Raw genomic sequence first — 12,043 nt, 5'->3', positions numbered from 1 at the left:
TCTCAGAGTATTTCGTCAGTTAACGCTTCACTCCATGCTTCTAAAGCAGTTTCAGCGCGATTATTATCGATAAAAGAGGCGATCTTAAAAATAGATTGACCCTCATGGATAAGAGGATGACGATTGATACCTACCACAATACCATCCGATGGTGCTTTGATTGATTCCACTTTCCCTGCTCCAAAAGGATCATTAATTAACCCTATAATTTGCTTTTTATGAATACGCTGTCCTAATTCTACTTTACTTTTTAGTACACCACTCATATGAGAATAAATCCAGTCCTGATCTTCTGAAAAAACAGGTTTGAATCCCTCTGGGATTTGTTGACTAAACGCAGGCAACATATCAAGTGCATGCATGACTCTATCAATTCCATCCAATCCAAGAGATATTGCAGATTCGTTAAAGCGTAAAGCCTCCCCGGCTTGATAAATTAGCAAAGGAATATTGAGCTTTTCAGAAGTTTGGCGTAAAGAATTTGATTTGGGCTTCATATTGGTAATTACCGGTGCAGCAAAAGCTTGCGCAAGCGCTTTACTTTTTGGGTCCGATAAATTGCAATAGATCTGCGGCAAAATGTCATGGTTCAATGAACCGCTTTGCAATTCGATACAATAATCCGCTTTAGACAATATCTCCTTGGTAAATACATAGGCCATCCTTTCACCGTAGGTTCCATATTCTTTACCAGGAAAACATCGCTCGAGATTAATTTCGTAAGACAACGTTTTTAAATGATTGACTAACGACAGCACATTTAATACAGGAATCGCAATTAATGTACCGTGTAAATTTTTTAATTTTTCAGGGCTTAACAACCTGTCAATGATTTCAAGGCCATTTAACTCATCCCCTTTTAATGCAGAAAAGATAAGAATACAGGGACCAGCCTGTTTACCATGAACTATCTTGATGGGCATATAAAAGGAAGTACATGAATATAACTCTGGGAGCGGAAGGGCTAAATTAGCTACTTCGCCAGGATGTATTGTTGCGTCACATATAGTTAGATTAGAATTTTTCATACATAAAAAATGCCGGTCTTACCCTCACATTGTTGTTCATTTGGATTTCATTCTAACAAAGATACGTAAATGGTGCAAAAATCACCAAATTGCTATTTTACGCTAACTTTTTATGGACTTGTTTATATCTTATGGCATTGCAGCCAGTATTCGAGCAGTCCGACTTGCCATAATTTGGAAATTCCCGAAGGAGTAAAATTATTTTCTGATTGTCTAAATAAACCCTCAATGCTTTTGTTATTAAAAATACCGCGTTGCTTTATATTTTCAGGCGAAAGTACCTCTCGCATTAACTCTAAAGTGCTTCCCTCTAAGTATTTTAACGCTGGCACAGGAAAATATCCCTTGGGGCGGTCAACAATTTGTTGAGGAAGCATGGCCCGTCCTAATTGTTTTAAAATGTATTTGCCACCCTGAGGTAATTTATAATCCAGAGGGATTGAAAAAGCATGGCTAACCATTTCTTCATCCAAGAAAGGCACCCTTGCTTCGAGGCTTGCGGCCATCGTCATATTGTCAACCCGACTTAGAGGCCCATTGGCCAATGCAAAAGTACTTTCGTAGTTAAGCATGTTATCAATTAAGTTAGCAGAACCATTTTTTTGACAAAGCTCTTCCAAAAATGAAAGTGCATGACAAGTCGTATGATAATCTGGTGCTACCAGTTGCTGGTATTCTTTAAAAGAGCGATCAGCTATTCTATCGAAAATGATCTGGGCGACATGGGAATGCTGTGGATGATCAATATTTCTAGTTTGAAACCAGTGATAGCCGGCAAAAATCTCATCTGCTCCTTGCCCAGAAAGCACTACTTTCACTTGTTTGGCCACCTCCTGAGAGAGCAAATAAAAACCAATATTATCATGACTTAACATCGGTTCTGACATGGCAGAAACACAGTCAGACAGGGAATAAGCCAGTTGTTTATTGGAAATGAAAATTTCCTGATGCCTTGTCTTAAATGTTGATGCGACCAGATTCGAATAAAAAAATTCATCCCCTTGTTCACCATTAGAACTTTCAAAACCGATGGAAAACGTTTGAATTTCTTGTTGTCCAAGCATCGAAGCCGCTGCTACTAACAGGGAGGAATCTAAACCGCCAGAAAGTAATATGCCCACAGGCACATCGGCGGCTAATTGGCGTTGAGTAACGGACTTTAATACATTCCCAGTTTGGTTTATCCAATATTGTTCATCATATTGTTGTTCGGTTTTACTATCATCTACATGCAATTGCCAATAAATGTCTTCTTTAATTTTTCCATCAGGCTGCACAGTCATGATCGAGCCCGCAGGAAGTTTTTTTACACCTGATAAAATAGTAAGTGGCTCAGGGATAGCATGGAAAGTCAGATAGTAGTGAAGCGCCATTTTATCAATCGTTGTGTCAATATCGCCAAACTCGATCAAGGCCGGTAATGTCGAGGCAAATTTAAACCCACTCATTGTATCAGTACTATAATAAAGTGGCTTAATACCTAAACGATCACGGGCCAATATTAAGTTCCCTGTATCTTGCTCCCAGATTGCAAAAGCAAACATCCCTTTTAGCCGATGAACACAGTCTTTTCGCCAGGCATGGTAAGCTTTAAGAAGCACTTCGGTATCACTGTCTGAATTAAAAGAATAGCCTTTCGCCTGCAACTCCTGACGCAACTCGAGAAAATTATAGATAGCGCCATTAAATACTAAGGCCAGTCCTAACTCTGAATCGACCATGGGTTGCATTCCCCGGTCAGATAAATCAAAAATTTTTAGTCGGCGATGGCCAAGCGCGACCCCCTTGGTAAGGTATATTTGACCATCATCAGGCCCACGACTATGCTGCCTTCGCATTGCGTTTTCCAGATTAAGAAGAGGAATACTTTTCTTATTGAATTGAAATTCACCAGCTATACCACACATTGCAAAACACCTCCTGTGTTGATGATTTTGAGTTGCTAAACTACTAGCATATTGAACGTTATTTTATCTAATAATCAACAAACACTAATACCTGTTAATATTATTTGAATACAAATTATCTAATTGATCAATGAATTAATTTTCAAGCTTACCTTAAAGACACTTCGAAATTGCCTCCATTACGAGCGTCAGCGCAGCAATCTAGGTACACGCTTTGAACAAAAATCTGTTGTAGTTTGCTTCACTTCGTTCGCAACGACAAAAAATTTTGCCATATCCAAATTGGCATCTTTGAACAGGGCAAAAAATTGGCCCAATAAGTTCGCGCCTTTAAGTAAACCTTAAGAATTCTTTGTTAGGCTGTTGGCAATTTACGAGTTTTGATCACAATGAGGGCTTAATATGCTATACGTCATCGTAAACTTACCAGCACGAACGTCGTTTAATCCTTTTATTTCCCCCAAACTCTTCGATATATTCCATCAAACAAAAAATCAATCCAGACAAGAACTCAACCCTTACATTACTTACGAAACCAATTCTGAAAAAGTGAATGAGTATATTAGAAATGTACCGGGGCAGCGACCTTCACGATTTCTTGTATTAGAAATGGAAGGAAACCATCGCTATGATATACCTCAGCAACGCATGGAATTTATCCATGCCATACACAAGGCAGATTTTTACTTTGGCGCTTTTCACCAAGCAATTGCTTTGCCGAAAATAGCAAAACCGGTAAGCTCTGTACCCTTAACGTTAACGGTAAATCAATCCAAACAATCCACTAAAGAAGTGCAGCGTCCACATACACCACAACCACTTAATAGGAATCCTCTTTCCCCACAAATGCAAAAAATGCTCCATCTGGATTATGCAGCACGTTACCGTTCACTATCCACACCAAAAAATGTAGCCCAGAAAAATGAGCCATCGAATACAAGCTTACCAAGAAAAAATCCTAAGCCCGTAGCACCTCGTCAGCTTCCCCCTGGTAGACAAGTACGACCAGCCCCCAATCCTGTTGCCCCCCAACCACATCCTCAACTTCCACCAAGAGTAGTAGCTCCTCAACAAGAACCGGAAGTGATCCGAGTAGATCGCCCTGAAATTCCGGTGGCAGCACTTCCTATACCGCCAATTGGTCCTTTAAGTCATGTCCCTTCTCCTGATGCAGTTTTAAAAGCTAAAGCAGCGAAGATCACAGAAAAACTGGGTGAGGATTTGCCAATGGAATGTACCGATCCAATTACGTTAGAGCCTCTTACTGATCCTGTAGAAATTAATCGTCGTGTCTATAATCGCGAAACACTTGAGGGAATGATTAAAGAGGGACAGTTTAATGATCCTTTTACGCGTGAAGCCATTGACCCAGCCACAGCAAAACCTGCGCATTACATGCTTGATGCGATTACACAACATGCGGCTGCTATAGAAGGAGAGGAACCTTCGCTATTAAATGAGCATAAGGATACTAACTGTATCCCTCTTAAAAATTTATTCGAACAATGGGAACAAATGTTAAATGAACCCGTTAATTCCCTCTAGATTTTAATTCGCTCCAATGACAACCGGGTTTTCTAACCCGGCTGTCACAAACTGCCAAACTTGAATATTAATCCTGAGCTCACGTCTTCCAAATTTCAATTACACTTATCAACAAATCAAGTCTAAACTGAGAGTAAAAATTAACAATCTATTTGAAAATAAGGGGTATCATGAAAGAAAATTATGTGCAAGCAAACGATTCAGGCCTCTTTTTTACTCATGATTTTTTCGAGTTTTGTCTAAGGAAACAGTTTAATGATCCTGGATTGACCGTTGAAGAAGTCCATTATGTACCTTCTGCCGGCGAGAAAATGGCACTCGAATTAAAGCATCCTAAGAAAGGCGATCACCCTATAGGTGTACAACGGTACAATCTGTCATTGGTCAGGCAAAATCAAAAAGAAACAGTTTCTTTAATTGTAAAATCAAAAATCAGTGAGCGACAATATTTACAGGCAATTACTCAAGCGTTTGAAAAATGCGGAATTTCTACTGCCACTCCTTTATTGGATTATATGTCACAGCTTGAATTTATGGATGTAAATCAAAAAGAAATTACGATTTATGACATGCAAAAGGAATTTGACGCTTTTCAAAAATTTATGCCTGCTTGCTATGGCTATTTTCTGGACGGGAGCGATGGAGCCTGTGTTCTTATACTGCAATATCTTGCTGATGATTACCTGTCATTAGATCCCTTCAATGTGGAAAAATGGACACAGGATGCGATTGAACCTTTCATTAACGCCATTAGCCAATTACATGCCGTCTGGTATGGAAAAACGGGTGGCCTTCGCGAATTCCCCTGCTTTAAGAATGTATTAGACGCAGACAAAATGCAACGATTTACACCCTACTGGCATGCTCTTTCAGACGCAGTTGAAAATGCCACCTTACCATTTTTGACGGGTACAGATTATGCATTGCACCGCCAACTGATAAATACCATTCCCCAGTGGCGTCCACACCTTGATGCCATGAAAAAAACCCTGGTGCAAAACGACTGTGTACCCAAAAATGTAGGGATTAATTTAAATCATGAACCCAAAGAAATTTACATTTATGATTGGGAAATTACCACTGTCCATGTCCCGCAAAGAGACTTAGTGGAGTTTTTAGCTTATGTGCTGCCGCACGCATTTAGCAAGGAATTACTATACAGCTATATAGAGCGTCACCGAGAGCAATTGGCTTTGCACAGTCAACATAACATTGATAAAAAGGAATGGCATCTAGGCTTTCTTTACAGTGCTTATGATTATCTGATTCAACGGGTTTTGCCACAACTTGTTTTTGAAAAACTGGAAGCACGTAACATTGAAAAAATTTACAAAAATACGCGAAGAATGATGAGTTTGTTGACAGGAGAATAGCATGACTCATATACGAGTAATTTTACCGGGTTATAACACAAAGGTTTTAAACATGGACATGTTAAAACCTTATGTTACCCCTGAACTTGAAATAAGTATTGCCTACGTTAACCTGGCAGTCGATGCAGTTCGCCATGAGCTTGACATGGCCCTGCTTGCCCCTGGTTTAATCAAGCAGGCCATGCTCGCTGAAAAGGAAAATGTCTCTGCAATTGTCATCGACTTGATGGCTGAAATTGCCCTGGCACCGTTACGTGAAGCCGTTTCAATACCGGTTGTCAGTTTACCTGAAACCACGATGCATGTTGCCACCATGATGGGACGTAAATTTGCCATCATCAATACAACCGACGAGTTAACAGCCATTCAGGAAAATCTTGCCAAAAATTATGGCCTGCGGGAGCATTTAGCCTGTGTGCAAGGCATTCAGTTAGACCCCCATGCCGATTATACGTCGGAAAAAACCATTGAAAATCTTGTTGAACAATGCGCCGATGCTGTTATAAACAAGCAGGCAGACACACTGATTTTTGGCTCAGGTCGACTGATTGCTTATCGCGACAAAATTAATAAAGGTCTCCATGAGCGAGGTATAGCTGTGACCATCATTGAGCCACTCCCAACTGGTATTTACTTCGCGAAATTTCTAGCAGATGCCAAAATTACACACAGTAAACGGGTTTATCGGTCCCCTGACGAGAAAACGTTAGAAATTTATAAACAAATCCTTGGTGCTTTTGATTCTGCCATTTAAGTTCTTTTTCATCCATGCAGCGAAATCTTTACTACTCACCTGCCTGACGACATTCATTTTTAGCATTCTCCTGACAAAGTTGTGTGCAATCGGTGTCGTCATTACTTTCGCATTTCTCGATGCATGGCTTAAGGATTTTTTGCACGCAATCATCCTGTGCATTTATCTGTTCTTGCATATTTATACCGAAGCAATTAGTGGCATGTGCGGGCAAAAAAGCGAACAATAAAAACAGGGAAAAAAAATATTTATTCATGGGGATTTCCTTTTCTTTCTTTTGTTTAACTTTAGCATAGGTAATTGCTGACAGCATCTTGCCATCTGACTTCTAATTCGTTGGCGAAAAAGGAATAAGAAAAAGGAGATATAAATTGCGTTTTGGAATGAAATTTTTTTCCTTGATTTGCAATTCGGTATCCGAAATTTCCTTTGCTTTGTCCTTCCCACAAAAGCTAATCAAATTTTTTTTATTGCCTTTATCAATCGTTAATGTAAATTGATGAATAGGACCTGCCCAATTAGCACCTGTTGTAAGAATATAAGCAAGCCTGCGCTCAGTATAAGGAGCCATCCCCCCTTTCATATTCCTTGCAAACCTTTTTTGCAAGCTATCGTTAACACAATATTTCTTAATAAAATCTTTATACCATTGTTCACCAATAGCATAGGGGGCACCAATATTAGTACCGGCTGTTGCACCAATGATGGGTTGGTATTCATGTTCAATAATCATCGTCTTTTTTGCCGGAAAAATTTGTTCCCAAGTATAGACAGTTTTCAAAGTCCATCCAGGCTGTGGTTCTTTTGTCATGCCTTGGCCTGCGTCGTATTCGTCAATCCAGATCAAGCCTAACGCTTCTAGTTTTGGCCACTGCGTTTTCGGGATTTTCTTTAACGCCTCTTTTGTTTGGCTATAGTTTGGGGACAGCGGGATGTTATTTTTTTTCAAGAAATTAGTCTGGTCTTTATTTTTGGCAATGGCCTGTTGATGAATGGACATTCTTACAGGTTGCCCATTGACCCGTGTCACAAAACCAATTGGATTTGACGGATCGTCAACGGGTAGTTCAGAAAACCCCAACCCATATCGATAACTTTCAATATCAGGTAAAGGAAACGCTATGGTAACCTTAATCATTTTGTCTGATTGATTGAAAAAAGTATAACGAACGCGAACCTTCTTTAGTGAAAGAAAAAGAGTCTCCGAGCGCATTTCAATCGCAGGATTTTTTATAAACGTTAATCCTCCCGCTGCCAATTCTGCAGTAGAATCATTCGCAAAAACAGTGGAAGAAGAAAGAACAAGTATCAAAAAAAAGGTTCTGATGGTTTTCATTGGTTATTCATCTCTAAAACCTAATTCAACCAGAAGGCATGGTCCACCTGCAATCACATTAACACGGTGCTTTTTACACATCTCAATGGCTTTCTCACTCTCCGCACCTGGTTGCATCCAAATATTTTTAATTCCTTTTGCTATCGCGTCTTCAACTGTTTTTTCTGTAACAGCAGCTGGAGTAATGATAGAAATACTTTCAACCTCGGCAGGTAAATCATTTACACTGCCAACAGAGGCGATGCCTTCAATAACTGCTTCGCGAGGATTTACAGGATAAGCCGTCTTACCGTGCTGAAGATAGCAACGTAATACTTTATTACCAAATTTGTGCCGCCTGCTTGAAGCCCCAACCACACCGTAAGCGCTTGAGGATAAAAATTGATTAATTTGCGTCTCTAAATTCATTTTCATCGTCCCTTTCTCTATTTTTATTAATCTAGCATAGGATAGAAGTATTTTCCGCGAGATTTTTGCTGTATTGATTATCGGCATCTATGCTTCTGAGGAGTGGGAATGGATTATCTTTAACCACTTTAAATACACTTCATTGGAGGAAGTATCATGTCCAAATTTTTAATTTTCCTAATCTTTTTAATGAGTTGGGCTTTCGTCCCGAATGCACTGGCACGACAATCAGGTGGCGGTGGCGAAGATCTTAAAGGGGTTTGTGAATTAGCTGGAGGCCGATGGGTTGGCTCTGAGAGTAGTAACTGGGCCTGTTGCTGGGACAATTGGGGTTGTTACGGCTGTGTGAATGGCGCCTGTAAAATGAAATGTGACACACAACGATGTCGTCAGGCAAACGGTATGGCCCGACCCAGTAGTGATGATGAAGTGATCATTAAAGGACTTGCCCCAGCCAATAGTAAAGCACCCATAGTTCCGAAGAAGGTCATCATAAAAAATCCTTCTCCAAAAACATTACAAAAAACACAGTAATCTAGAGCATATGGTGATTTGAAATAAGCAACAAGTTTACTATCCATATGTTGCGGTATCCTTGTCCGATTACCTCTGCCTACATACCGCACATAAAGCGCGGTATGTAGAATGTATAAAAATTTATGCGGATCCATCAGGAATAATGGGAAATAAGTCAAATTATTCGATGTTTTTGGATCTGTCGATATCGCCACTAGCCTGAGGTGTTGCAGCCAATTGCTGGCTTTTTCTTCTTCTATAAAGAAAATAAATGAATGCAAAGCTTACGAAAAGCAATCCCGCTGACCACCACGGTCGAATAGCAAACCAGGCAATTGCAGTGACTATTGTCCAAAGAACAAGTCCACAAATAAATGCTATGAATCCGGTGCCAAAACCGGCGATAGAACCTAAAACAGGAACTACATCTGCCAAGACTACAATGGGTTTTAGCATTAAAGAAAAACCAGCAATCATCATTAATAATGAGACTCCACGCAATATCCAAGTAAACAAGCGGTTCTCCGTCAATGCTTCTTGAATCATCTGTTCAGGGGATTGCTGACCTGAAACCAGCAATAATACGGGCTGTCCGGCTTTTGCCATATACGCTTGCAGTGTATTTCCAGTTTGCTGACCAATAATACTGACGGTTTGCGGTAAGGTTGCTATTAAAGAAATCCGGACATCACCAATTTGAGGATTTTTATAATCTTTGCCACCATAAAGCTGATTATTAATATAGCGGACAGGGATATCCAGTTTATTTTGTAGCGCAGTTGTATTTACCTTTTCCAAATCTAGCGCTTGCGTCTCGCTAATTTTTGTTACTAGATCAAATGGCAACTGGAACTCACCTACTGTAACCGTTTTGGCATACCATTGCATCGACTCAATGGGCATAGCAGCCGGATTGTTATGGTTTTCTTGATATTTAAACTTGGTGCTATCGATTAAGCGTGTTGACCATACTTTCTGGTAAGTATACGTTGTGGTTTGTTTTTCGGAACCACCTAATTGACTCTCCGTTTTCGTTTCCTGGTTTTGCTTCCATTGATACATTTCCACCCGCCGATGCAAGCCAATGGCATTTTGAGAAATACCCAATAGAGGATCACTTAATATATCCTTAGTAGTTGCTAAACCACTTGTATAAACAACCCGTAAATTATTTTGCGGATTAACAGGAGCGTTAGGGACTGAAATTAAAATCCGCTGTGCTTCCCTTAAAGACTGGGCGGTGTGTAAACCATGGCTCTCATTCCAAAATGCAAGAATGATAGCAGCGACGATTAATAGAATGCCCCCCACCACGCCTAAAAACGCATCCTTTATTCGACTTCCCCAAGACTTTGTGACAATTTCTTCAGGCATACTCCCTGCTCCGGCATTTGGAAGGCTGTTTTTTCATTGTTATCAGGCAAAAAACATGCCTATAAATGATAAGCTTCAGCACACCCAATATAGAAAACAAATAAGTTATAAAGAGTTTTTTTATAACGTACGGAGTGCTTCTATAATTAAAAGTAGAACCAGCTGTTGTACAGCTTAAAAGTAGTATATTTATTCTACAGAGAAAATCGCTTCATAGAAAAGATAAGAGTGTTTGACTCTTGTCGCGGCGACTCATACCGGTATAATCATTCGCAACCAACGCGCGAAAGAGGGATTAAAATGATTGCAAAAACACCATTGCATGCTACGCATGTAGCACTAGGCGCCAAAATGGTCGATTTTCATGGCTGGGACATGCCATTACATTATGGCTCACAACTTGATGAACATCACCAGGTACGAAAGGACGCAGGGATGTTTGATGTGTCTCATATGACGATTGTCGATATATTGGGGGCTGGAGGCCGGCAGTTTTTACGTAAGTTGTTAACCAATGATGTTGATCAACTTGAGCATACAGGCCGCGCACTCTATAGCTGCATGTGCAATGAGCATGGCGGTATAATCGACGATTTGATTGTCTATCAACGGGCTTCCGATAACTATCGCCTTGTCTTGAACTCTGCAACACGCCAACGAGATTTGGCCTGGATACGAGACAAAAGTGAGGGCTTTGCAGTAGGGCTACAAGAACGCCATGATTTGGCCATGCTCGCCGTTCAAGGTCCTCAAGCCATTTCAAATACCATGACCAAGCTTACTCCCGCGCAAATCGACGCAGTATCCACACTCACTTATTTTGAATGCGTTGATGTTGGCCACTGGTTTTTTGCACGCACAGGGTACACTGGTGAAGACGGTTTGGAGATTATTGTTCCTAAAGATGAAATTGTTTCATTTTGGTCCTCCTTGCTGCAGGCAGGGATAAAACCTTGCGGGCTGGCAGCACGGGATACATTGCGTTTGGAAGCAGGGATGCTACTGTATGGTCAAGATATGGATGAGTCTACGACACCACTTGAATCAGGTTTGGAATGGACGGTGAAATGGCAGCCTGAAGATAGGGGCTTTATTGGCATGGGTGCTCTCTTATCTCAAAAGCAACAAGGCATTAAACGTAAGTTAGTTGGTTTAATTTTGCAAGGTAAGGGCATTATGCGTTCAGGCCAACGGATAGTCGTCGAAGGTCATGCAGAGGGCATTATAACCAGTGGTAGTTACTCCCCCACTAGAAATCAATCCATTGCTTTAGCTCGCGTTCCCATGGCAGCAGGAGAAGAAGTACTGGTGGATATCCGTGGCAAGTTAATTCCGGCAAAGGTTGGAAAGCCAAGATTTGTTAAACGAGGAAAAGCGTTATAAAAATTGATAAGTTGAGAACAAAAATAAAAAGAGAGAGAAAAATGGCCGATTTAAAATTTACAAAAACACATGAGTGGATAAGAGCTGAAGGTAATGATTATACAGTAGGTATTACAGAGCATGCCCAGGAATTATTAGGTGACATGGTATTCGTCGAGCTGCCAGAGGAAGGGGATGAAGTGACTGCTGGTGATGAAATTGGCGTGGTTGAATCGGTAAAGGCAGCTTCCGATTTTTATGCACCAGTGAGTGGAGTCATTGTAGCGATTAATGATGAAGTCAGTCAAAATCCTGCGTTAGTAAACAAAGACCCCTATGGCGCTGGATGGTTAGTAAAAATGAGAGCTAGTAATCCTTCTGAAATGGATACACTTTTAACCAATGAAGAATATCAAAACGAAATTAAAGAGGATCATTAA

General features: G+C 40.4%; 12 protein-coding genes. 6 read left to right on the top strand and 6 right to left on the bottom strand.

Annotated features, from left to right (window positions below; translation table 11 throughout):
• Window positions 1-2: 2 nt before the first annotated feature.
• Both Ljam_RS10440 and Ljam_RS10435 read right to left on the bottom strand, forming a co-directional pair.
• Complete coding sequence (locus Ljam_RS10440; protein WP_058449968.1) at window positions 3-1,028, bottom strand: succinylglutamate desuccinylase/aspartoacylase family protein; 1,026 nt, start codon at window positions 1,026-1,028, stop codon at window positions 3-5.
• A 122-nt stretch (window positions 1,029-1,150) separates the two neighbouring features.
• Entirely contained in the window at window positions 1,151-2,935 is a 1,785-nt protein-coding gene (locus Ljam_RS10435; protein ID WP_058449967.1) for an N-acetylglutaminylglutamine amidotransferase, read from the bottom strand.
• A 402-nt stretch (window positions 2,936-3,337) separates the two neighbouring features.
• Between Ljam_RS10435 and Ljam_RS10430 the strand changes: the two genes are divergently transcribed.
• The 3 genes from Ljam_RS10430 (at window position 3,338) to Ljam_RS10420 (ending at window position 6,607) form a co-directional block, all read left to right on the top strand.
• Window positions 3,338-4,480 carry a U-box domain-containing protein gene (locus Ljam_RS10430; RefSeq protein WP_058449966.1) on the top strand — a complete coding sequence of 381 codons (1,143 nt, stop codon included), beginning with the start codon at window positions 3,338-3,340 and terminating at the stop codon, window positions 4,478-4,480.
• 170 nt (window positions 4,481-4,650) lie between these two features.
• The gene (locus Ljam_RS10425) at window positions 4,651-5,853 is read left to right on the top strand and encodes a 3-hydroxy-3-methylglutaryl-CoA reductase (protein ID WP_238583716.1); all 1,203 of its coding nucleotides are present in this window, start codon (window positions 4,651-4,653) and stop codon (window positions 5,851-5,853) included.
• Window position 5,854: 1 nt separating this feature from the next.
• Complete coding sequence (locus Ljam_RS10420) at window positions 5,855-6,607, top strand: aspartate/glutamate racemase family protein (RefSeq protein ID WP_058449965.1); 753 nt, start codon at window positions 5,855-5,857, stop codon at window positions 6,605-6,607.
• Window positions 6,608-6,638: 31 nt separating this feature from the next.
• On the opposite strand, the gene Ljam_RS10415 is transcribed toward Ljam_RS10420, so the two are convergent.
• From Ljam_RS10415 to Ljam_RS10405, 3 genes are all read right to left on the bottom strand, one after another.
• Window positions 6,639-6,863 carry a hypothetical protein gene (locus tag Ljam_RS10415; protein WP_065235575.1) on the bottom strand — a complete coding sequence of 75 codons (225 nt, stop codon included), beginning with the start codon at window positions 6,861-6,863 and terminating at the stop codon, window positions 6,639-6,641.
• Between the two features lie 72 nt (window positions 6,864-6,935).
• Window positions 6,936-7,943, bottom strand: a complete 1,008-nt coding sequence (locus tag Ljam_RS10410) for a DUF4424 family protein (protein ID WP_058449963.1) — start codon at window positions 7,941-7,943, stop codon at window positions 6,936-6,938.
• 3 nt (window positions 7,944-7,946) lie between these two features.
• Window positions 7,947-8,351: a CoA-binding protein gene (locus tag Ljam_RS10405; protein ID WP_058449962.1), complete on the bottom strand. Its 405-nt coding sequence runs from the start codon at window positions 8,349-8,351 to the stop codon at window positions 7,947-7,949.
• Between the two features lie 156 nt (window positions 8,352-8,507).
• On the opposite strand from Ljam_RS10405, the gene Ljam_RS10400 reads away from it, so the two are divergent.
• Window positions 8,508-8,885 carry a hypothetical protein gene (locus Ljam_RS10400; RefSeq protein ID WP_058449961.1) on the top strand — a complete coding sequence of 126 codons (378 nt, stop codon included), beginning with the start codon at window positions 8,508-8,510 and terminating at the stop codon, window positions 8,883-8,885.
• A gap of 162 nt (window positions 8,886-9,047) precedes the next feature.
• Here the strand turns inward: Ljam_RS10400 and Ljam_RS10395 are convergent, their stop codons facing one another.
• The gene (locus Ljam_RS10395) at window positions 9,048-10,241 is read right to left on the bottom strand and encodes a TMEM43 family protein (RefSeq protein WP_058449960.1); all 1,194 of its coding nucleotides are present in this window, start codon (window positions 10,239-10,241) and stop codon (window positions 9,048-9,050) included.
• Between the two features lie 300 nt (window positions 10,242-10,541).
• On the opposite strand from Ljam_RS10395, the gene gcvT reads away from it, so the two are divergent.
• Together gcvT and gcvH are read left to right on the top strand one after the other, a co-directional pair.
• Window positions 10,542-11,624 (top strand): glycine cleavage system aminomethyltransferase GcvT, encoded by a 1,083-nt coding sequence (gene gcvT, locus Ljam_RS10390; RefSeq protein ID WP_058449959.1) that lies wholly within the window; start codon window positions 10,542-10,544, stop codon window positions 11,622-11,624.
• A 41-nt stretch (window positions 11,625-11,665) separates the two neighbouring features.
• The gene (gene gcvH, locus Ljam_RS10385) at window positions 11,666-12,043 is read left to right on the top strand and encodes a glycine cleavage system protein GcvH (RefSeq protein ID WP_058449958.1); all 378 of its coding nucleotides are present in this window, start codon (window positions 11,666-11,668) and stop codon (window positions 12,041-12,043) included.

It is taken from the genome of Legionella jamestowniensis (assembly GCF_001467745.1).
Lineage (GTDB): Bacteria > Pseudomonadota > Gammaproteobacteria > Legionellales > Legionellaceae > Tatlockia > Tatlockia jamestowniensis.
The sequence above is the reverse complement of the archived record's forward strand: the minus strand, read 5'-3'. Positions and strand labels throughout refer to the sequence as shown.

Excerpts from the sequence above, each read along its gene's own strand:
- Ljam_RS10440 (WP_058449968.1), bottom strand. The coding sequence starts at position 1,028 with ATGAAAAATTCTAATCTAACTATATGTGACGCAACAATACATCCTGGC.
- Ljam_RS10435 (WP_058449967.1), bottom strand. The coding sequence starts at position 2,935 with ATGTGTGGTATAGCTGGTGAATTTCAATTCAATAAGAAAAGTATTCCT.
- Ljam_RS10430 (WP_058449966.1), top strand. The coding sequence starts at position 3,338 with ATGCTATACGTCATCGTAAACTTACCAGCACGAACGTCGTTTAATCCT.
- Ljam_RS10425 (WP_238583716.1), top strand. The coding sequence starts at position 4,651 with ATGAAAGAAAATTATGTGCAAGCAAACGATTCAGGCCTCTTTTTTACT.
- Ljam_RS10420 (WP_058449965.1), top strand. The coding sequence starts at position 5,855 with ATGACTCATATACGAGTAATTTTACCGGGTTATAACACAAAGGTTTTA.
- Ljam_RS10415 (WP_065235575.1), bottom strand. The coding sequence starts at position 6,863 with ATGAATAAATATTTTTTTTCCCTGTTTTTATTGTTCGCTTTTTTGCCC.
- Ljam_RS10410 (WP_058449963.1), bottom strand. The coding sequence starts at position 7,943 with ATGAAAACCATCAGAACCTTTTTTTTGATACTTGTTCTTTCTTCTTCC.
- Ljam_RS10405 (WP_058449962.1), bottom strand. The coding sequence starts at position 8,351 with ATGAATTTAGAGACGCAAATTAATCAATTTTTATCCTCAAGCGCTTAC.
- Ljam_RS10400 (WP_058449961.1), top strand. The coding sequence starts at position 8,508 with ATGTCCAAATTTTTAATTTTCCTAATCTTTTTAATGAGTTGGGCTTTC.
- Ljam_RS10395 (WP_058449960.1), bottom strand. The coding sequence starts at position 10,241 with ATGCCTGAAGAAATTGTCACAAAGTCTTGGGGAAGTCGAATAAAGGAT.
- gcvT (WP_058449959.1), top strand. The coding sequence starts at position 10,542 with ATGATTGCAAAAACACCATTGCATGCTACGCATGTAGCACTAGGCGCC.
- gcvH (WP_058449958.1), top strand. The coding sequence starts at position 11,666 with ATGGCCGATTTAAAATTTACAAAAACACATGAGTGGATAAGAGCTGAA.